A 20,236-nucleotide genomic window follows, 5' to 3' on the forward strand; every position below is an offset into this window, starting at 1 on the left:
TACGGGCGGTGGCGCGGCGAGTCTGGCACCCCGTGGCCAACGGCAGGTTTCGGAGGGCTGTCGGGCAGGGGACGCGCGGAGGTCTCAGGGCTGACAGTTCACCGGGATGGCGGCGAGATCGATGCGGGGACCGCCGGCGGCGAGGCAGGGCTGGGCGATGCCGTCCAGCGTGCCCGGCCCGAATCGCACCGCCGGACGGGTGTTTCCGCCGCTGTTGCGGGCGTGGATGAGCGAGCCGCCCGCCCCGGCGATGGCGGTGCGGGTGACGCTGCCGCGCATATCGGTGTCACCGATATTGATGATGGCGAGGCCATTGGCCGCCGTACCGCTGATGGAACTCTCCCGAATATCGAAGACCAGTTCGGCGGTGGCCGGGCCGGGACCGGTCGGGGTGTAGCCGATCAGGCCGATCCCATCGGCGCTGCACTGACCGAATTCGGAATCGGTGACGGTGAGATCGGTGTGCGCGGTGCGGCCGAAGTTGGTGGTCACCAGGCAGGTGCCGAGATTGGCGGGGATCAGCGGATTGAGCGCCGCCCCCGGAAATGACGAGTGCCGGGCGCGCACACCGTCGAGGGTCAGCGATTGGCGAGCGCCGCCTGGGCTGAGGTTGTAGTTCTCGATCACGTCACCGCTGACATTGTCGAAAGTGCTGTCGGTGACGGTCACCCGGCTCTCGGGCGCACCGCTCGTGGTGACGTATTCGAGTCCGTTGGCGGAGAAATTGCCGTCGCCATCGCGGAACTCATTGCGGTCGACGGTGACATCCAGCCGCGCGCGACCGAGCGGATTGATGAACACCCCTTCGCTGTCGGCGAGGTGGTTGAGCGGTGAACTCGGCGGCGCGATATCGAGCTGTCTGTTCCCCGACAGTTCGGCGGTGAGCCGCGCGTCATCATCGGCCTGCAACCCCAGCGCGAGGACGGACAGTTTCGCCAATCCGAGGTTGATATCGCGGGTGGTATTGCCGATTACCTGTGCGGTCACCCGGCTGACGCCGTGGGCGCGAATATCGATGCCGTCCCCGCAGGCGGTGTCGTGCACGGTATTTCCCTCGATGCGCACGGTGCCCGCCGCCGTGGCGAAATCGGTCATGATGCCCGCCCAGCCGTTGTTCAGCGTGATGAAGTCCGGCAGCGGATCGATGGCGACCCCGAGCGGAATGGTCGGCGGCAGACTGAACGGGCCGATCATGAACCCGTCCGCGCACTGCTGATTGGTGGCGGACACGCTGTTGCCGCTGATCACCACATCGGCGGCATCGCTGCCGTAGATACCGCCCCGCCGCGCCCCGTCGATGACGAGGTTGCGCACCTGTGCACCGGGAGCCAGGCGCACCGCGTCACCGTCATGCGCGCCGGTGCTGTTCGTAATGCGCGGCAGCGGAGCGTCATTCGCCGCGCCGATGACCGCGTCACCGCCGCCGATGAGCCGCTGAGCGGGTTTCAGCGTGATACCGCCGTCCAACGGACGCACGCCGGTGGCGACCGGCTGAACGACAATGGTGTCCCCGGGCCCCGCAGCCGCCTCGACGGCCGCCAGCGAATCGAACGGCGCGTCCACGGTGCCGGTGCCGCCCGGTGCGGCGGCCGCGCTGACGTACCATGTCGCCGAATCCGGTTGCGCCTGAGCGATTCCCGCCACGTGCGGCGCACAGGCGAGCAGGGCGAGCGCGCAGATGCGGGCGGGGGTGCGATTCTTCATTGTGCTCCGGTGGTGTGGCGCGGTATTGCACTGCACACTTCCAGGCCCCGAGTGCACGGTCATCGGGCAGATTGCCAGGAGAACAGGTGCGCTACCGTGCCCGTGCACAAATGCGGGCACAGCGCCGCAACCGGCCCGCAGCCCGGCTACGAGAACTCGGCGGTGGCGGTCGAATATTCGGAACACACTGCGGGTCAAAGCATTTGGACGGGCGTGATGTTCGAGAAGGGGATACCGAACATCACGCCCGCACCGGAAAGGATAGCGGTAACAGGCGATTTCGTCAGGTGCGAGTTGCGTCGCCCACGGCCGCTGCGGCGACAGGATATTTGCGGTATGCCTCCGAAACCGCCCCCAACCAGGTGATTTCCCCCAGGAAGGTGGGCTTGGCGGGCCGACGAAAGATCTCACCGCGATCGATCGGGGTATCCCCACGCCCGAACGCATCGAGCGCGAGGGCGATGCGCGCCGCCTCGACGGCCGCCTCGCGATCCGCGCTTCGCACGTGCAGGCCGTCCACGATTTCGATTGCGCGCGCGGTGATTTCGGGACTCAGGTGCGGTTGCAACAGCAGCAGGCCGTCCCGGATCTCGATGACCCGGCGATACAGCCGGTCCCGCGCCGCGCGCCGGGTCACCGGTGCGGCCGCCGCCACCTCGGGAGCCGCCGCTCGCAACGCCAGCCACAGCGGACGCAGCCGGGGCAGCGCCCGCGCCCGCTGGATCGCCGCCATCGCCTGCGGCAGCAGTGAGGGGCATAGATAACCGAGGAGCATGATCGCCGCGCCGACACTGGCGAAGGCGGGCGCGATCTCGATATTCAACCGGCGGGCGTCGACTCCGGCCCAGGCCGAGATCAGCGCGGCGATCTTGCCGACGCTGTAACCGATGGCGATCGCGGATCCGGTCACCAGCAGCACCAAACCGCGTCGCAGCCAAGGCTGTTCGCGTACCAGCGGCAGCCAGGTGCGGCACAGCAGCACGATGCGCAGCAGCGACAGGGTGTAGGCGCACAGGTAGATGCCCAGGAAGACGTCGACCAGCGGAACGGTCGCGTAGTGATAGTCGAAGTCGGTCGCGTGCGGCTCGTCGTGCACCGGGGCGGCGCAGAACAGCGCGACCATCGCGAGCACGACCACCACATTGACCAGAATCACCCTGCGCGCATTGACATTTCGCCCCGCGATCGGCCCGGCCACCGCCGTGTCCGGTGCGGATTCGGCCTCCGATCCCGCGACGGCGTCCGGTGCGACCAGATAGGTCGTCCAGACCAACTGCGCCAGCGTCGCGGTGGCGATGGCCGAGTACACGATCAGCGTCGCCAGATTCGGGATACCGCTGATCCGGCCGATCCACTCGTAGGTCTGCGGTACCGCCGCCTCGAAACCCAGTGCCGCGCAGGCGATGGCCACGGCGACCGCCCAGCGCGAGGCGAAGCGGGTGCCGCGCAGCGCCAGCATCAATCGCCAGCCGAAGACCAGTACCGCCAATACGCCGACACTGCCGTACACCAGGGCGAAATGCATTGCGATCAGTCGATTCCCGGTCCGAGCGTATCGAGCAGGCCGCGAATATCGGCGGGCGCGTTCTCGGGCAGCACCCATTCCGCGCGCGGCGTCCAGCGGGTGATGTGGTGTGCCATCAGCAGATCCGCGATGTGCTCGGCCTCGCGTTCCTCATGTTCGGCCGAACAGCTGCGCCCGAGCATGCGCCGCACCACGGCGGGATCGATATTGGGTGCGAGCAGGCGCAGCGCGTCCTGTCCGGTCACCGTCACCGGTTCGTGCCCGGCGAGCAGATGCCCGAACTCATGGCAAACGATGTGATCCTGATGCAGTTCGCTGGTATTGCTCTGATAGGCCAGGAAGTCGATATCCCGGGTCACCAGCAGTCCGCCCGAAAGTCCGGCCACCGGAAAGGGTTCCGGCCGCAACCGCAGTGGCCGTCCGCGTCGCCGGGCGAGCGCCTCGGCCAGTTCCGCCACCGTGAAGCGGCCGGGTAGTCCCAGCCCGCGCAGTTCACGCCGCAGCCGCCGGTGCTCCATCATCGGATGCTCAGCGCCCTCCCAGACCGCGATCCGCATGGCTCACAAGTCTTCCCCGTAGTTTTCGGCCTCGATCCGCCGCAGCATATCGAGCATGGCCGCGACCGTCTCGGCTCGGACGGTACCGTGCGCCAGCCCGTCCCGCAGCACCAGTTCCAGGGCCGCCGCATCGGCGGTTCCCTTGAGCGCGTTGATCAATGCGAGTTCGCGGGCGCGTGCGACGGCGAGTTCTGGATTGGTCAGCGGATCGAGGCTGTCCAGGCCGAAGTACCCGCGCAGCGCCTCGAGCGTTTCGAAGGACGGATTGACCGTCTGACCGGTGCGCAGTTTCCACAGATAGTTCGCCGACAGACTGACGCCGGTGGTGTGCTGGATATTCTCCGCCAGTGCCCGATGGGTGATCTCCCCGTCCCGTCCCTGGCCGGTCACGGGCGGATGCATACCGGCGATCAGCGCATTGAGCGCGCGGGTGAACGGATGCTGTTGCGCGGCAACCATTCTGATCTTGTCTCCTGCAGTTGACAGTCGCGGTGACCCTGATCATATACTCATGCCTACTTCGTGATCGCGCACGAGCCGCTGCCCCCGAAGGGGAGGGCATCGACTCCCGTGCGGTTCGTACGCGAAGTCGAATGGGGCGACCAGAGTTGCTCGCCCCATTCATCGCCGATCACCTCATCGGGCCAGCACCGGCAATGTGAGCGGGCCGCGATGCCGGAACCCACTGCGCCACGGCACATTCTGCTCGGTATCGGCCGCTCGGAGCCGCGGCAGGTGCAGATACAACTCGCCGAGTATCGAGGCCAGCACCGGGCGCAGCAGCGCCGTACCGACACAGGCGTGCGCGCCATGCCCCAGCGCCACATGCGGATTGGGAGCGCGGCGCACGTCCAGGGCCACCGCACCGTTCGATTCCACTGTGCCGGTGAATCGTTCGGGATCGTGATTCGCCGAGGCCAGGCAGAGCAGCACCGTCTCCCCCGCCGCGATCGATTGCCCCGCGATCACCAGATCGGTTGTCGCGAAACGAGGACTCGCCAGCACCTGCGGGGACAGGAAGCGCAGCAGCTCATCCACCGCGACCGATCGATCCGCGGCCGACAGCAGTTCGGCGAGCTCCTCGGGCCGGGTGGACAGGGTGAGCACCGCACCGGCGAGCACATCCATCAGCACCTCGTACCAGACGAACAGCAGGTAGAACAGCAATCCGGGCAGTTCACCGGAATCGCCTGCCGTACCACCGATTCCGGAGCGCACCATGCGGCCGAGCATGGTGTCGTCCGCACCGTCGCGACCGCGTGCGATGACCGCCGAGATAATCCGCTGCATGGCGGCCAGGGTGTCTCGGGCACGCGGCCGGGCGTCCGGGGCCATGGTGGCTTCGGCCCACGCCGCGAGCGAATCCCGTTCGGACTCGGGCAATCCCAGCAGTTCACCCAGAATCACGGCGGGCAGCGGCAGCGCCACCCGCTCCACGAAGTCGAATTCGGCCGCCCCGTCCACCTCCGCCACGCATTTGCCGACCAGCTCCGCGGCCCGCTCGGACCAGTCCCCGGCCAGGCGCAGTTCGCCGACGACCAGGCTGCGCAGCCGCGCCAAATCGCCGGGCTCACTGGATTGGAAGACATCCAGCGGTTCCGGGACCGCGAAGCCCCGATAGTCGTCACCGCGGCTGTACCGCAGATTCGTCGAGAGCCGATCGTCGAGCAATCCCGCGCGGACATCGGCGTAGCGGGTGATCAGCCAGGCGGGCGGACCGTCCGGCGTCGCCACCCGGTGCACGCCCCCGTCGTCCCGCAGCGAACGCAACACCGGCCAGGGTTCGCGCGCGAATTCCGCATCGAAGATAGTCTGCACCGATCCATCATCACCCAAGCGGCGCATATCCATCATCGCCCAAGTTGCGCACAGCCATCATCGCCCAAGCGGCTCAATGGGTCTCGCGCCAATCGGGTAGCGCGTCCGGATTGGAGCGCAGATATCTGAGCCCCTGTTTCATGTACACCCGTGGATTGGTGTCCAGATGCCGGGCCCAGACGGGTTTCGGATCGCCGCGCATCAGCGTCCAGCAGGCCAGTGCGTAGCCGAACATCGGCTGCGACAGATAGCCGAGCCGCTGCGACCGCCAGCCTCGCTGATTCTGGGAGAATTGCAGGGCCGCATTGGCATTGAAGACACCCAAGCCGAGATAGACGGTCACCAGATCGGTGAGCTGTTCACCGTCGCGGCGGTCGCGGTCGATGCGCCGCTCACCCAGTAGTCGTTCATGGGCGAGTTCGTGCGCGATCGCCGCGACCAGGGTGAGCTGGGAGCGCAACCGCCCCATATCGAGGGAGACCACCGCGCGCCCGTGCTCCAGCCGATAGTGGCCCGCCTCGCCGTTCGCGGTGCCCTCCAGGAAGCTCATCCCCTCGGGCAGCGGGTCGCGGCCCGAATTGACCTCCACCACAAGGCGATCGCCGTGGACGCCCATGAATTCGCCGACGCTGTCCACCAGGGCGCGGACCTGCGGTTCGGTCCCGGAGTACGGGTCCGGGAACCATTCCGAGGTCGGCAGTACGACGGGCGTGCGCAGGGTGCGCGGGCCGAATTGCGCCGCGCACCAGCTCAGCATTTCCTCGACCCAGAGCCGTTCCAGCTCCCCCACCGGGCAGGTCGGCCTGAAAATACCCATTGCCGCATTATGTCCGGCCTGGCTGGGAGCGCACGCCGAGCCGAATCGCGGCCGAACAATCGCAGGTCAGCGGGTCACCATGCGGAATGCCATATCGCGGCCCAGGTTTCGGCCCATGGCCAGGGTGAGCCACAGCCGCATGACACCGTCGACCAATTCATGGTTCTCGCCGACGTAGACCGGATGCAGGCCGACCGCGGTGATCAACGTTTCGACCTCCGGTCGATCCGATTCCGCACAGGAGAAGAACAGATCCGCCGGAGCGCCGTCGATGATCGGGTTCTCGAAGAGCTCCGCGCCGAGGCTGTTGAACGCGCGGACGTATCGGCAGTCCGGCGCGTATTCGGCGAATATCGCGGCGGCATTGGCGGGTGTGCCCATGACGTCATTGGTGGCGTCGAGCACCAGTTTGCCCGCCAGCGCCGATGCGTGCTCGCGGGCGAAATCGGCGACGGCCCGCGGTGGAATCGCCACCAGCACCGCGTCACCGCCCGCCACCGCATCGGCGACGCTGAAACTGTCCCGCCCAGGCGTGCGTGAGCCGTAGCCGACGCAATGCCCGGCGGATGCGAGCGCGTAACCCACCGCGCGACCCACCCGCCCCGTTCCGATGACCGCGACGCTCACCCGTCGCACCCCATCGGCCCGCAGGCCCGGGCCCTGTAAATAGATGCTGCACATGTGAATAACGCTAGGTCGGAGGCGGGTTCCGGCGCTTCTCGATTCCTGACCGGTCCGGACCCGGCTACGGTGGGGAGCGAACCCGTTCACCGATCGACTGTTTCCCGGAGGCGACGTGCGCACCCTCACCCGCATACTGTTCGTCCTTCTGGTGCTCGCCGGTGGCGCCGGACTGCTGAGTCCCACCGCCCTGGCCACGCCCGCCGCGACCATCGACGACGCCTCCGCGAGCAAGCTGGACGAGCTGCTGGCGCTGCGCAATTCCGCCGCGTCGGGAGCCACCAAGGGTGATCTGATCAATCTGTTGTCGGCGCGCTTCCTGGGCACCCCGTACGGCGCGAACATGCTGGTCGGGTCGGCCACCCAGCCCGAGGAACTGATTGTCGACCTGCGTCGCGTGGACTGCTTCACCTTCCTCGACTACGTCGAAGCCCTCACTCGCTCCAGCAACCGGGCCGACTTCCTGACCAATCTGACCGAGACCCGCTACACCAATGGCACGGTCGCCTTCGCGAATCGCAAGCACTTCTTCACCGACTGGGCGAACACCCCGCGCACGGCGGCCACGGATATCACCGCGGGGCTCACACCGGCGGCCGTGACGGTTCCCAAGCACCTCAATCTGAAGTCGGACGGCAGCGTGTATCTGCCCGGACTGCCCACGGTCGATCGCAATATCACCTACATTCCGGCCGGGGCCGTCACCGATTCGGTGATCTCGCAGCTGCGCACCGGCGATTATCTGGCCGCCTACGCCGATCAGCCCGGCCTGGACGTGACGCACGTCGGCATCTTCGTATCGACGCCCAATGGTCCGGTCTTCCGCAATGCCACCTCGCTCGCCGCGTATCAGGTGGTCGACACCCCGCTGCGCGAATACCTGGGCACCACACCCGGTCTCGTGGTGCTGCGGCCCAACTGATCGGCCGTTCGAGGCGCGATTCCACCGGCTCGGTCAGCCACGTGACGCGCTGCTGAAACGTTTTCCCGAATCCGCTCCGGCGGCGTCCGATTCGCTGCATACTCCTCAATCAACACGAGTTGATCGGGGTCATATGGTCACGCGGCGGGATGTGGCGCGGCTGGCGGGAACGTCGGAAGCCATGGTCAGTTACGTCCTGAACGATGGTCCGCGCGGGGTCGCCCCGGCGACGCGGGAGCGAATCCTGGCCGCGGTCAAGGAACTCGGATACCGGCCCAATGCGGTCGCCCGCTCGCTCAAGACCTCGCGCACCATGACGCTGGGGCTGGTGGTGCCGGACAACTCGAATCCGTTCTTCGCCGAATTGGCCAGGGCCATCGAGGATGTCGCGTTCGAGGCCGGATACACGCTACTGCTCGGCAATGCCATGGACCGGGACGAGCGCGAGGCCGCCTACATTCGAATATTCATCGACCGGCAGGTGGACGGGCTGATCGTCGCACCCGCGCACGGAATCGGCAGCTGGGTCACCGAACTCGCCGGAACCGCCGTGCCGCGACTGGTGCTCGATCGGGAATTGGAACTGCCCGGTGCGGCGCATGTACTGGTCGACAATGCGGGCGGCGCGTACGCGGCGACCGAACATCTACTGGGGCACGGGCTTTCACGAATCGGCTGTATCGCCGGGGTGCCCGGCATCCATCCGACCGTCGATCGGGTCGCGGGGTGGCGGCGCGCGCTCGCCGACGCTGGGCAGCGGCCCGCCGACGAACTGCTGGTGCACACCGCATTCGGGCGGGCCGAGGGGTATCGCGCGGGCCGGGCGCTACTGGCCCGGCCGGATCGGCCCGAGGCGCTGTTCGTGGCCAGTGACGAGCAGGCGCTCGGAGTACTGCGCGCAGCCGCCGAATTGGGCCTGCGGGTGCCGCAGGACCTGGCCCTGTGCGCCTTCGACGGTATCGAGGGCAGCGCGTACACGGTGCCCGCGCTCACCACCATGCGGCAGCCCTTCGAACAACTCGGGCGGGCGGCGGTCGAATGGCTGCTCGCCAAGATCGCGGATCCGGGCTTGGCGCCCAGCCGGATCAGTCACGCCACCACGCTGGTCGCGCGCGGCTCCTGCGGCTGCCCGGACCCGCTCGGCGGTGATTCCGCGATCAGCGCCGGGCGCTAGCTCCACAAAGAGAGGTAAATCCGAAATGCAAAGAAGCACAGGGACGGTACTCGCCGTCGTGACGGCCGCGGCCGCGCTGGTACTGAGCGGCTGCGGCACCGAACAGACCGCCTCCGGTCCGTCCGGGGACTCCGGCGGGAAGCCCAAGGTCTGCCTGATCATGAAATCGCTGGCGAACGAGTATTTCCAGCAGATGCAGAAGGGTGCCAAGGAGCACGTCGACAAGCTCGGCACGCTCGATCTGCAGACCGCGGGCATTCAGAACGAGACCGATGTGGACGGGCAGATCGCACTGGTCGACAAATGCATCACCCAGCAGGTGCGGGCGATCGTGATCGCACCGGCCGATTCCAAGGCGCTGGTGCAGTCGGTGGTCAAGGCGAGCAAGGCCGGAATCAAGGTCGTCAATATCGATGTGGCACTGGATCCGGACGCGCTGAAGGCCGCCGGTGTGGATATCCCGCTGGTGGGACCGGATAACCGCGCCGGGGCCAAACAGGTCGGCGATGTGCTGGCCAAGGCCGTGCCGGGCGGGAAAGTCGTTATCCTGGAAGGCAATCCGGGCGCGGACAACGCACTACAGCGCAAGAACGGTTTCAACGACACCGTCGCCGAGGCGAAGCTGACGCTGCTGGATTCCAAGACCGCGCATTGGGAAACCGATGAGGCGTACACGGTATTCGGCAATATGCTCACCGCGCACCCGGATATCCAGGGCGTACTCGCCTCCAACGATTCCATGGCGCTGGGCGTGATCAAGGTGATCCAGGAACGCTCCGCGAATGTGAAAGTCGTGTCCATCGACAATATTCCGGCGGTCACGCCGTTCCTGAAGAACGGGCCCATGCTGGCCACCCTCGACCAGTACGGCTCCGAACAGGCGGGCGACGGTATCGACGTGGCCATGCAGCTGATCAATGGGCAGGCCGTCACCGGCTGGCAGAAGACCCGCATGAACGTGGTCACCGCCGGGGCGTGAGGGGCCCGGTGTGGACACGGCCGGGGTGGAGTCGATCCAAGCGACTCCACCCCGGTCCATCGGCGAGAGTAGTGGAAACGGTATGAACCCCGAATCAACGGCCGGCATCCTGCTCGAGGTCACCGGTCTGACCAAACGGTATCCGGGCGTCACGGCGCTGGACGGCGTCGACCTGAGCGTCACCGCCGGAGAGATTCACGTGCTGATCGGCGAGAACGGCGCGGGAAAATCGACACTGGTGAAATGCCTTGCGGGACTGGAACAGCCGGACTCCGGGCAGATGCGGCTGGGCGGTGCGGAGCATCGGCCCGGATCCGCCGCGGCGGCGCTGCACGCCGGAATCCAGGTCGTGCATCAGGAATTGGCGCTGTTGCCCGCGCTGACCGTCGCCGAGAATCTGTTCCTGCAGCGCATGCCGCGCCGGTTCGGGATTGTAGACCGTCGGGAAATGCGCAGGCGGGCAGCCGGTTTGCTGGAGCAGGTCGGACTCGACGTATCGCCGGACACCCCAGTCGGGCGGCTGGGCATCGCGCAGATGCAGCTGGTGGAGATCGCCAAGGCGCTGTCCACCGAATGCCGTCTGCTGATCATGGACGAGCCCACCGCCACACTCACCCCGCGCGAGACGGCCACGCTGTTCAAGGTGATGCGGCGGCTGCGGGAGGAGGGCGTCGCGATCATCTTCATCTCGCATCATCTCGACGAGATCTTCGAGATCGGCGATCGAGTCACCGTGCTGCGCAATGGAACCGGGGTCGCAGCGCGGGATATCGCCGGGCTGGACATTCCCGGGCTGGTGCGCATGATGGTCGGGCGCGAGCTGGCCGCCGAATATCCCCCGGTCACTCCCCGCGAGCTGGGCCCGGAGCTACTGCGGGTGCGGGAATTGACGGTGACCCCGCGAACCCCGCCGATCTCGTTCACGGTGCGCGCCGGTGAGGTGGTGGGGGTGGCCGGATTGGTCGGCTCCGGGCGCACCGAGGCCATGCGCGCGATCTTCGGCGCGGATCGGGCCGCCGGTGGCGCGGTCACGGTGCGCGGCAACGCGACTCGGATTCCGAATCCGCGCGCGGCGGTGCGGCGCGGTATCAGCCTGCTCACCGAGGATCGCAAGGCGCAGGGGCTGGTGCTGGATCTGTCCATCGCCGCGAATCTGAGCCTGGCCAGCCTGGACCAGGTCAGCGGATTGGGGCTGCTCCGGCGCGGAGCCGAAAACTCTTCGGCGCGTGCGCTTTCGGACAAGCTCCGGATCAAATCGAGCGGGGTGGAGCAAACCGTGCGCGCGCTGTCCGGCGGCAACCAGCAGAAGGTGGTGCTGGGCCGCTGGCTCGCCGCCGACACCGATCTGCTGATCGTCGACGAGCCGACGCGCGGCATCGACGTGGGCGCGCGTTACGAAATCCACCAGCTGCTACTGAATCTCGCCGATACCGGCAAGGGCGTGCTGATGGTCTCCTCCGACCTGTCCGAACTCATCGGCGTCTGCGATCGCATCCTGGTCTTCTCCGCGGGCCGGATCACCGGCGAAATCGCCCGCCCCGACTTCGATCCCGAACACATCCTCAACCTCGCCTACTCGGGCTACTTGAAAAACGGTGGTGCAGCATGACATCCCTGAGCACGGTACGAGCCGACACCCGCACCAACCGCATCCTGACCCAGGTGCTCGGCGAAGCCGGAATCGGCGTGGCCCTGGTGGCCCTGGCCGCGTTCTTCCTCGCAGCCGCACCGCATTTCGCCACCACCGGCAATATCCGCGACATCATGACCCAGATCACCCTGAATACGATTCTGGCCGTGGGGATGACCTTCGTCATCCTGGTCGGCGGCATCGACCTCTCGGTGGGTTCGGTCATCGCGCTCTGCGCGGTGGTGGCGGGCAAGGCGATGGAGAACAGCGGGGCCGGTTCCATTCCCGCCGGGATCGCATTGAGCCTTGTCATCGGTGCGCTCTGCGGACTGATCAGCGGTTTCGTCACCGAACGCTGGCGTGTCCCGTCATTCATCGTCACCCTCGGCATGCTCTATTTCGCACGCGGTGCGGCCGAGCAGTACACCGATGCCCGCACCATCTACAGCCTCCCCAAGGAACTCACCGCCTTCGGCACCCGCACCATCGCGGGCATACCCGCCGTCTTCGCGGTGGCGCTGCTGATCGTCGCCGCGGCCTGGTTCATCCTGTCCCGCACCGTCTTCGGCCGCCTGGTCTACGCCACCGGAAACAATGAGGAGGCGGTGCGACTCTCGGGCCATCGCACCAATCTGATCAAAATCGTCTGCTTCGTCATCGGCGGACTGTGCGTGGGCATCGCCGCCGTCATCTACATGGCCCGCCTCGGAGTCGCCAGCCCCATCCTCGGCCAGGGCTACGAACTCAACGCCATCGCCGCCGTGGTGATCGGCGGAGCCAGCCTGTCGGGCGGCCGCGGCTCGGTCATCGGCACCCTGCTGGGCGCATGCCTGCTCGGCGTCCTCACCAACGGCCTACTCCTGATGGGAGTTTCGGACTTCCAGCGCATCATGGTCACCGGCGCGGTGATCATCATCGCCGTCATCCTCGACGCCTACCGCAAACGCCTCATGACCCACCTCTCCGGCGCGGCCTGACCACCTCAGTTGACGGTGGGGACCATCCCGCCGTCCATTCGCAGGTTCGCGCCGTTGACGGAGGCGGCGAGCGGACTGGCGAGAAAGGTTACGAGGGCGGCGATTTCGGCGGGTTCGGTGAGCCGGGCGGACGGGTTGGCGAGCGGGCCGTTCAACAGAACGCGGGTGGCGGCCGGGATATCGTCGGGGAGGTGGTGGGCGCGGGCGAACTCGCGCGCGAAATCGTCGAAGGCGGGCAGGTGAACCGGGCCGGGGCTGACCGTATTGACGGTGATGCCGGTGGCGGACAGCTCTTTCGACAGGCTGACGGTGAGGTTGGCCAGGGCCGCCTTGGCGGCGCTGTAGGCGGCGCGCGGCGGTAGCGGATTGGGGTTCGCGGCACTGCCGATCTGAATTACGCGTCCCCACTCGGCATTTCGCATAGCCGGAGTAAGCGCCCGGATGAGCCGGACAGCGGCGGCGACATTGGTGTTGTAGAGCGCCAGCCAGTCCGCCGAGGTGGCGGTGGTCCAGCCGTCCGCACCGAGCCCACCCGCATTGTTGACGAGGATGTCGATACCGCCGAAAGCCGCCGTGGCGGTATCGGCCACCTCGCGGGCCGGATCATCGGAGGACAGATCGCCAAGGGCCACCGCGGCTTTGCCGCCCGCCGCCGCGATGGTGTCGGCGGTCGCCCTGGTGCGCCCGGGGTCCCGCCCGTGCACCACGACCGCCGCCCCTTCGGCGGCCAGGGCGAGCGCGATGGCCCGCCCGATTCCATTCGAACTGCCCGTGACAAGGGCGCGCTTCCCGTCGAGTTGCAGGTCCATGCGTGATTCGCTTTCGCTTGAGTCAATAGCTTGAGTCCAAACTATTGATCCGAAGCGTAGGGTGAGCGAATGCCTTCGTCAACCGGAAATGAATCGAACCCGGCCGGGCCACAGCAGGCCGGACCACCGGATTCGGTGGATCGATTGCTGGCGGGCTGGGCACGTGTACAGCCGGAGCTGGACTTCGCACCGGTCGCGATCGTGCAGCGACTCGGTAAGGTGCGCCGCTTCCTGGATGCCGAGATCGAAGCCGGATTCGTCGAATTCGGCCTCAACGGACCGGATTACATCGCGCTGGCCACCCTCCGACTGCACGAGAACACCGGCGGCGTCTCCCAGCGCTACCTCATGCGTGAACTGGGACTGACCTCCGGAACGATCAGCGTCCGCGTCGACCGGCTCGTCGAACAGGGCTTGGCAACCCGCACCGCCGACCCCGCCGACCGCCGCAATACCCTGGTGGCACTGACGGATTCGGGCCGCGAACGCCTCGACCGGGTAACCCCCGCCCACCTGGACCTGGAAAATCGCATGCTGTCCGCCCTCGGCCCAGACGAGCGCGATACGCTCCGCGCCCTGCTGCACCGCCTACTCGTCTCCTTCGAGGGCTCGACCCCCGACGCCGAATCCCCCGGACTGGGAATGACTTTGGCCCCCGCCCACCTCGCCGTCACCATGCGCCGGGCCGTCGGCCTGCCCCCGATCACCGGCCTGCTGGTCCGCGAAGTCACCCCCGACTCCCCCGCCGACAAAGCCGGAATTCGAACCGGCGATGTGCTCACCGCGGTCGACGGCCGGAGCCTGCGCGCCATCGACACCCTGCACACCGCGCTGTCCACGGGCGCGACCCTGCACATCGAACTCACCCGCGGCGTAGCCGACGACCACACCGTCACCGTCGACCCGGGTTCCCCGGATCCGGGCGCGACCGCATCGGGTGACCCCCGGCCCGGCAGCCACCTGATCTGATCCTCAACCCACCTGCGGGGCGACGTTCTCCAGGGTGATTCCCGCTCTGGCGCTGCGCTTTTCGCCCCACTCGTACAGCGCGGTCAGGACCGGGACCAGGCTCCAACCCTCGTCGGTGAGGTCGTAGTCGACCTGGGGTGGGACGGTGGCGGTGGCGGTGCGGCGGACCAGGCCGTCGGCCTCGAGTTCGCGGAGTTGCTGGATGAGCATCTTCTCGCTGGTGTTCGGCATGCGGCGGCGGAGTTCGCCGTAGCGGTGCGCGCCCTCCTTGAGGTGGGCGAGGATTACGGGTTTCCATTTGCCGCCGATGAGGTCGACGGTGACCTCGACGGGGCAGTAGTAGCGCTTCGCGGGCATGGTTACCTCGGGGTGCTTACCGGAAAGTGCGTTCTTGTAAGACTGTAATCATCGGGCTTCCATGGACTCCGTACGCAAGCGTTGAAACTGCCGATACGGAGTCGAAAACTCATGAAGGTCATTACATTTGATCGTTTCAAGCCGGGGGTTACGTTGGAGACCATCACTCCCTTCCTACCCGAAGAAGTCGCCAATGTGTGGCGGCTGTGGAAGGCGGGGATCGTGCGGGAGAACTACGCCCGGGCCGACGAACCAGGGGTGGTGATCGTGTTCGAGGTGGATAGTGTGGAGGAGGCGAAGCGGTATATCGACGATTTTCCGCTGACCAAGAAGGGGTTGCTGGAGTGGACGTATGTGCCGGTGACCGCACCACTGCCATTGGAGGCGCTGATGAATACCTCGGTCGACGTCGGTGAGCCCTATGACCGGACCAAGTGAGGGCGGCGTGCGGTACGCGTACGGATTGAGCATTCCGCAGACGGTCGAGGATGTGGTCGACCCGGGGCGCATGGCGGTGATCATCTACGACATGCAGGTGGGGATCGTGCGGCAAATTCCGGACTCCGCCCGCATCGTCGAGAACTGCGTGCGAATCCGGGATATGGCCCGGGAGAAGGGTTTTCGCGTCTTCTACACCCGGCATATGTCGATGCCGGTGGCGGCGGCGGGCGTCTCGCAGCTGCGGACCGCGATGGAATGGCAGCGCAAGGACGATCCCAACGAAGTACAGGCGGCGTTCCCGCAGGGGTCGGCCCAGTACCAGTTGGTGCCCGAGTTGGCGCCGGGTGCGAACGAGGTGGTGTTCGACAAGATCGCCATGTCGGCGTTCGTCGGCACCCCGCTCGATATCGTATTGCGGGACTTGGGAATCGACTCGTTCGCCATCGCGGGCATAGCGCTCGAGGTGGGCATCGAACCCACCGTGCGGCACGCCACCGATCTCGGCTATCTCCCGGTCATGGTGACCGACGCCTGCGGCGCGGGACATCCGGAAGCGGCCGAACGCGCCTATGCCACACTGGCTTTCGCGGGCGGATCGCGTACGACCGACACGGCCGCCCTGCTCGATCTGATGAAACGCACGTCATAGCCGGCGCTGGGCGCGGATCACCTTCGCGAAGTAGATGGGGAAACCGCCGAGTGCGATGAGCACCATGGCGATCACCACCACACCGTGCACCGCCAGCACCGCGCCCGCGCCGAAGCAGAGCAGTCCGAGCACCAGCAGCAGTATCTCGCCGCCGGGCTCCGTGTAGTCCGTGCGCGGAGTCTGCGCGGGCCGAATCGGCACCAGGTAGTACGGTGCGGTCCGCGGTGGATAGCCACCGGGCAGCGGCATCAACTGCCGCCGCGACCGCGCCGAACCGAACCGCTTGACCTTCCGAACCATCGCGCCACCTCGCAGCCCGAGACCAATTCGTAATAAACCGGCTCAAGTACAGCACCGATTTCCGCCGAATTCAGCCTTCGCGCCAATTCTCACCTATGTCCGGTTAGCGGCGGCGGCGCGAACGAGCGGTGAGCAGGCCCGCGATCCAACCGATCACGAACATCACCAGCAGGATCAGCCACAGCGGCGAAGTGACCGAGACGAGCAGGAATTCGATGGAGACCTTGTTCCGGTTCGCGGCCACGAAGATGACCGCCAGCACGGTGATGACCAGGGCGATCCACTGATTCGGCGTGATGCGGGAGAGCAAGGACCGCTTTTCCGGGCTACTCATGCGCACTCCTGGCGGGATAGTTCCGACCGGTCGGTGTAGCTATACGGTCAACTATCCCCCGCACCCCGGTCGAAACCGGATCACCGGCCCAGGCGAGTCGAGCAGGCGCCCGGGCCCGCCGGTCGAGCCGTCACGCCGGGTCGAGCGCCCCCGCGTGATAGCTCACCGACGCGTTCCACAGGAAGAAACTCGGAATCCCCACCGCCGCTGCGGCATCGATCTGCGCGCGCACCTGGGCGTCGCCGTAACTCACCCCGAGACTGAAATCCTGCAGCCACGGAATCACCTTCGCCCCGGTGCCCTCCACCTGGCGCTGGAAATCCTGGAGTGACCGGAAGATGATGTCGTACGGCTGCGAATTCGGGCTCGCCACATCGTATTCACCCGCATTCCAATGCGAGGGGTAGAGCATGGGCGCGACGTAGTCGAGATGCCGAGCCATCTGCGGAATGTCCTGGGCGATCTCATCGGGCCGGGTGGCGGCTATGCCGAAGACGGCCGCGCTCTGGAACGCGCCCGCCGCCCGCACCGGATCCCGGCTCTCGCGCAGGAACTCCGCGATCGACACCGTCGGCGTATCGACCAGTCCCGGGAACACCATGCTGGAAAGCGGCCCATCGGGACGGCGGATGTAGTCGTACATGATCTCGTCGAATCCGAGCCCGGCCGCCTCGGTGGCGAGATCGATGTTGTAGCGGCGCATTTCGGGGCTCGCGAAGTTCGTGAAGGCGATCGCGCCGTAGTGACTCGCGTAGGGCCCGCCGCCCGGATTCTGGATCACCCAGTCCTGATGCCCGGCATGCCACGCCCATTCGGCCATGGTCTTGTCCCGGAAGGCCACGATCCGCCCGACCACCCGAATACCCATATCGTGCAGTGTCTTCAGGGCAGACCCGGCATCGTAGATGGCCGCGGACGCACCGGATTCGCGAGCCAACGGCACCTGCGAGTCGTAGCCGACGACGCCGTCCTCATCCTTGATATCGAGCTGAACGGTGTCGATCCGCCCCTCGCGCGCCATATTCAGCACATCTTCGCGCATGGGTTCATAGGCCCAGGCGTACGCGGTGACATGCACCGCGCGAATGCGCGGCACCTCGGCCCGGGTGGTGATGGGCTGGGTGACGGTCTTGCCGTCACCGTCGGTGGCGACCACGGTGGCCCCGGCGGCCGGACCCGGCACCGTGAGCGCGAACGTGCCGTCCGCTCCGGGAGTGACGGGTTTACCCGCGACGGTGACGCTCTTGGCCCCGGTCGTCTTACCGCGCACCGTGATCGGCGCATGCAACGAGGTGACCGGATCGGGCTGGGTCACCTCCAGCGCCAGCGGTACCGCCGCCGAGGCGGTTCGCGCCGCGGGATCGGTACGCAGGAAGCCGATGATCACACCGGCCACGACAATCACCACCACCGTGCCGACGATCAACAGTCGTCGACGCCCGGTGGCCGGGACCCGCTTCAGCAACGCCCACACCAACTCTCACTCGAGGTCCCTCAACTATCCGCTGTCGGCGAGCCGGGCGGTTGGGATTTCCGACTCTCGCCCGAGACGGATTGTCGGACAGTAGAGTTCGACAATGGCCAAGATCACGGCCCTGCGGGTCGCCGCCGCCGCACTGCTGCTGTTCGCCGCCGCCTGCGGCGGTACCGAAAGCCCCCCGGCCCCGGCCACCACCCCGCCCTCGGCCACCACCGAGCCGCCACCCGATCCGGCCGCCGTCGGCGCGAACGAACTCGGGCTGATCCCGATTCTCATGTATCACCAGCTCTCCCCCGCCCCCGCCGGGGACTACGACCAGACGCCGGAGAAGTTCCGCGCCGAACTGGATCGGCTGCTGCGCGAGAATTATCGGCCGATCACGGTGTCCCGCTATGTCTCCGGCGCGATCGATCTGCCCGCCGGCACCCATCCGGTGGTGCTCACCTTCGACGATTCCACCATCAGCCAGCTCGCCTTCACCGCCGAGGGCACTCCGACGCCGGACAGCGCCATTGGCATACTCGAGGATTTCCACGCCAAGCATCCCGAATTCGGTTCCACCGCAACATTCTTCGTCAATAACGAACCGTTCGCGAACGATCCGCGCGCCCTGCCCTGGCTGGCCACGCACGGCTATGAGATCGGCGCGCACACCGCCACGCATGCCAATCTGGGCCGGTTGGACAGCACCGGCGTACAGCGCGAACTGGTGGAGAATCTGCGTGCCATCACCGCCGCGGTTCCGAACTCGCCGATCCGGACAATGGCACTGCCCCTTGGCATCTCACCAGCGGAGCGGGGGCTGGCGAGCGCGGGCAATTGGGACGGCACACCGTATTCCTTCGACGCCGTCATGCTGGTCGGCGCGGAACCCGCGCCCTCCCCGTTCGGCACGCTCGACGCCACCGCCATTCCGCGCATCCGCTCGGGCCGCGCGCCCGTACCGTTCGACTCCAGCTATTGGCTCGATCACCTCACCGAACATCCGGAGCAGCGCTACACCTGCGATGGCAATCCGGGTCGAATCTCGTTCCCCCGCAACCTCTCCGGTGAGCTCACCGCGCGCTGGTCGCCGCAATCGGCGCCGTACTGACCGGTGGCACGGGCTCACCTTCCACGTGCTTGCGCGCGAACCGCGGGGCCAGGAAGGCGCAGACGATCAGCTGAATCTGGTGAAAGATCATGAGCGGCAGCACGATCAGCGCCGTCTGCTGACCGGCGAACAGCACCGCGGCCATCGGCAGGCCGGAGGCCAGGCTCTTCTTCGAGCCCGCGAAGGTGATCACGATGCGATCGGCGAGGGCGAAGTGCAACAGCCTGCCCACCCCGCCGGAAATGGTCAGCACCGCCGCCAGCAGCACCGCACAGATCACCGCGACCTCGGCAATCCGAATCGGCGGCACCGCCCGCCAGATGCCCTGCACCGTGCCCGCACTGAACGCGGTGTACACCACCAGCAGCACCGAACCGCGGTCGACGTATTTGACCAGCGGCTGATGCCGGGTCAGCCAGCCGCCGATCACCGGGCGCAGTAGCTGGCCGATCAGGAACGGCAGCAGCAATTGCGTCATGATCGCCAGAATCGCGCCCGCACCGATGCGCACCCCGCCGCCGGTGGTCATGAGCAGCACCACCAGCAGCGGGGTCAGCAGCACACCGAGCACATTCGAGGCCGAGGCGCTGACCATGGCCGCGGCCACATTGCCGCGCGCGATGGAGGTGAAGGCGATGGAGCTCTGCACCGTGGACGGCACCAGGCACAGGAACAGCACACCGGTGCGCAGATCGGCGGGTAGCAGATCGCGTCCGAGGAACCAGATCCCGAGCCCGAGCAGCGGGAAGATCAGGAAGGTCACCGACAGCACGGTCAGGTGCAGCCGCCAATGCTTCAGGCCCGCCCACGCCTCGCCGGGTGAGAGCCGGGTGCCGTACAGCAGGAACAGCAGGGCGATGGCCGCCTTGGTGATCCAGCCGAAGATATCGGCGGCCGACCCCGAGACGGGTACGACCGCCCCCAGCAAGACCATGGTCAGCAGGCCGAGGATGAAACCGTCGAGATGGAACTTGCTCAGCACCTTCACACTTGGCGACGCTACGGTCCGGTAGTACATAG

Annotated in this window: 22 protein-coding genes; 9 read left to right on the forward strand and 13 right to left on the reverse strand. The window is 66.9% G+C overall.

What is annotated here, in order from left to right:
- Positions 1-84 precede the first annotated feature (84 nt).
- The 7 genes from ACFC4D_RS36250 to ACFC4D_RS36280 form a co-directional block, all read right to left on the reverse strand.
- Positions 85-1,704 (reverse strand): hypothetical protein, encoded by a 1,620-nt coding sequence (locus ACFC4D_RS36250; protein WP_376070152.1) that lies wholly within the window; start codon positions 1,702-1,704, stop codon positions 85-87.
- Between the two features lie 283 nt (positions 1,705-1,987).
- Complete coding sequence (locus tag ACFC4D_RS36255; RefSeq protein ID WP_376070154.1) at positions 1,988-3,229, reverse strand: MAB_1171c family putative transporter; 1,242 nt, start codon at positions 3,227-3,229, stop codon at positions 1,988-1,990.
- Between the two features lie 5 nt (positions 3,230-3,234).
- Complete coding sequence (locus tag ACFC4D_RS36260; protein ID WP_375955543.1) at positions 3,235-3,786, reverse strand: hypothetical protein; 552 nt, start codon at positions 3,784-3,786, stop codon at positions 3,235-3,237.
- Between the two features lie 3 nt (positions 3,787-3,789).
- The gene (locus tag ACFC4D_RS36265; protein WP_364629061.1) at positions 3,790-4,245 is read right to left on the reverse strand and encodes a hypothetical protein; all 456 of its coding nucleotides are present in this window, start codon (positions 4,243-4,245) and stop codon (positions 3,790-3,792) included.
- A 177-nt stretch (positions 4,246-4,422) separates the two neighbouring features.
- Positions 4,423-5,604 carry a cytochrome P450 gene (locus tag ACFC4D_RS36270; RefSeq protein WP_376070157.1) on the reverse strand — a complete coding sequence of 394 codons (1,182 nt, stop codon included), beginning with the start codon at positions 5,602-5,604 and terminating at the stop codon, positions 4,423-4,425.
- Between the two features lie 73 nt (positions 5,605-5,677).
- Positions 5,678-6,421, reverse strand: a complete 744-nt coding sequence (locus ACFC4D_RS36275; RefSeq protein WP_375955546.1) for a hypothetical protein — start codon at positions 6,419-6,421, stop codon at positions 5,678-5,680.
- A 66-nt stretch (positions 6,422-6,487) separates the two neighbouring features.
- The gene (locus ACFC4D_RS36280; protein ID WP_375955547.1) at positions 6,488-7,102 is read right to left on the reverse strand and encodes an NADPH-dependent F420 reductase; all 615 of its coding nucleotides are present in this window, start codon (positions 7,100-7,102) and stop codon (positions 6,488-6,490) included.
- A 115-nt stretch (positions 7,103-7,217) separates the two neighbouring features.
- Here ACFC4D_RS36280 and ACFC4D_RS36285 point away from each other — a divergent pair, with 115 nt between their 5' ends.
- The 5 genes from ACFC4D_RS36285 (at position 7,218) to ACFC4D_RS36305 (ending at position 12,784) form a co-directional block, all read left to right on the forward strand.
- Entirely contained in the window at positions 7,218-8,024 is an 807-nt protein-coding gene (locus tag ACFC4D_RS36285) for a DUF1460 domain-containing protein (RefSeq protein ID WP_376070160.1), read from the forward strand.
- A 133-nt stretch (positions 8,025-8,157) separates the two neighbouring features.
- Entirely contained in the window at positions 8,158-9,198 is a 1,041-nt protein-coding gene (locus ACFC4D_RS36290) for a LacI family DNA-binding transcriptional regulator (RefSeq protein ID WP_376070163.1), read from the forward strand.
- A gap of 25 nt (positions 9,199-9,223) precedes the next feature.
- Positions 9,224-10,177, forward strand: a complete 954-nt coding sequence (locus tag ACFC4D_RS36295; protein ID WP_364629044.1) for a sugar ABC transporter substrate-binding protein — start codon at positions 9,224-9,226, stop codon at positions 10,175-10,177.
- Positions 10,178-10,259: 82 nt separating this feature from the next.
- Positions 10,260-11,786 carry a sugar ABC transporter ATP-binding protein gene (locus ACFC4D_RS36300; RefSeq protein WP_376070165.1) on the forward strand — a complete coding sequence of 509 codons (1,527 nt, stop codon included), beginning with the start codon at positions 10,260-10,262 and terminating at the stop codon, positions 11,784-11,786.
- Entirely contained in the window at positions 11,783-12,784 is a 1,002-nt protein-coding gene (locus ACFC4D_RS36305; protein ID WP_364629038.1) for an ABC transporter permease, read from the forward strand. Before ACFC4D_RS36300 ends, ACFC4D_RS36305 begins: the two co-directional genes overlap by 4 nt.
- Before the next feature lie 5 nt (positions 12,785-12,789).
- Here ACFC4D_RS36305 and ACFC4D_RS36310 read toward each other — a convergent pair whose 3' ends face one another.
- On the reverse strand, positions 12,790-13,593 hold the full coding sequence (locus tag ACFC4D_RS36310) for an SDR family NAD(P)-dependent oxidoreductase (RefSeq protein WP_376070168.1): 804 nt from the start codon (positions 13,591-13,593) through the stop codon (positions 12,790-12,792).
- Positions 13,594-13,662: 69 nt separating this feature from the next.
- Here ACFC4D_RS36310 and ACFC4D_RS36315 point away from each other — a divergent pair, with 69 nt between their 5' ends.
- Positions 13,663-14,562 carry a MarR family transcriptional regulator gene (locus ACFC4D_RS36315; protein ID WP_376070170.1) on the forward strand — a complete coding sequence of 300 codons (900 nt, stop codon included), beginning with the start codon at positions 13,663-13,665 and terminating at the stop codon, positions 14,560-14,562.
- Positions 14,563-14,565: 3 nt separating this feature from the next.
- Here the strand turns inward: ACFC4D_RS36315 and ACFC4D_RS36320 are convergent, their stop codons facing one another.
- Positions 14,566-14,919: a winged helix-turn-helix transcriptional regulator gene (locus tag ACFC4D_RS36320; RefSeq protein WP_376070173.1), complete on the reverse strand. Its 354-nt coding sequence runs from the start codon at positions 14,917-14,919 to the stop codon at positions 14,566-14,568.
- Positions 14,920-15,030: 111 nt separating this feature from the next.
- Here ACFC4D_RS36320 and ACFC4D_RS36325 point away from each other — a divergent pair, with 111 nt between their 5' ends.
- Together ACFC4D_RS36325 and ACFC4D_RS36330 are read left to right on the forward strand one after the other, a co-directional pair.
- A complete protein-coding gene (locus ACFC4D_RS36325; protein ID WP_364629026.1) occupies positions 15,031-15,357 on the forward strand; it encodes a hypothetical protein in 327 nt (108 codons plus the stop codon).
- The gene (locus tag ACFC4D_RS36330) at positions 15,341-16,009 is read left to right on the forward strand and encodes a cysteine hydrolase family protein (protein ID WP_376070176.1); all 669 of its coding nucleotides are present in this window, start codon (positions 15,341-15,343) and stop codon (positions 16,007-16,009) included. Before ACFC4D_RS36325 ends, ACFC4D_RS36330 begins: the two co-directional genes overlap by 17 nt.
- Here the strand turns inward: ACFC4D_RS36330 and ACFC4D_RS36335 are convergent.
- The 3 genes from ACFC4D_RS36335 to ACFC4D_RS36345 form a co-directional block, all read right to left on the reverse strand.
- Positions 16,004-16,309, reverse strand: coding sequence for a hypothetical protein (locus ACFC4D_RS36335; RefSeq protein WP_375955560.1), 306 nt, complete (start codon positions 16,307-16,309; stop codon positions 16,004-16,006). The genes ACFC4D_RS36330 and ACFC4D_RS36335 overlap by 6 nt on opposite strands.
- A 103-nt stretch (positions 16,310-16,412) precedes the next feature.
- Entirely contained in the window at positions 16,413-16,643 is a 231-nt protein-coding gene (locus tag ACFC4D_RS36340) for a lipopolysaccharide assembly protein LapA domain-containing protein (protein ID WP_364629018.1), read from the reverse strand.
- Between the two features lie 130 nt (positions 16,644-16,773).
- Complete coding sequence (locus ACFC4D_RS36345) at positions 16,774-18,108, reverse strand: putative glycoside hydrolase (protein WP_375955562.1); 1,335 nt, start codon at positions 18,106-18,108, stop codon at positions 16,774-16,776.
- 112 nt (positions 18,109-18,220) lie between these two features.
- Between ACFC4D_RS36345 and ACFC4D_RS36350 the strand changes: the two genes are divergently transcribed.
- Positions 18,221-19,216 carry a polysaccharide deacetylase family protein gene (locus tag ACFC4D_RS36350; protein ID WP_376070179.1) on the forward strand — a complete coding sequence of 332 codons (996 nt, stop codon included), beginning with the start codon at positions 18,221-18,223 and terminating at the stop codon, positions 19,214-19,216.
- Here ACFC4D_RS36350 and ACFC4D_RS36355 read toward each other — a convergent pair.
- Positions 19,179-20,204 carry a bile acid:sodium symporter family protein gene (locus ACFC4D_RS36355; protein WP_376070182.1) on the reverse strand — a complete coding sequence of 342 codons (1,026 nt, stop codon included), beginning with the start codon at positions 20,202-20,204 and terminating at the stop codon, positions 19,179-19,181. The two genes, ACFC4D_RS36350 and ACFC4D_RS36355, sit on opposite strands and share 38 nt — an antisense overlap.
- Between the last annotated feature and the right edge of the window lie 32 nt (positions 20,205-20,236).

The organism is Nocardia sp. NPDC056000 (assembly GCF_042269265.1).
In the GTDB taxonomy this organism is placed as follows: domain Bacteria; phylum Actinomycetota; class Actinomycetes; order Mycobacteriales; family Mycobacteriaceae; genus Nocardia.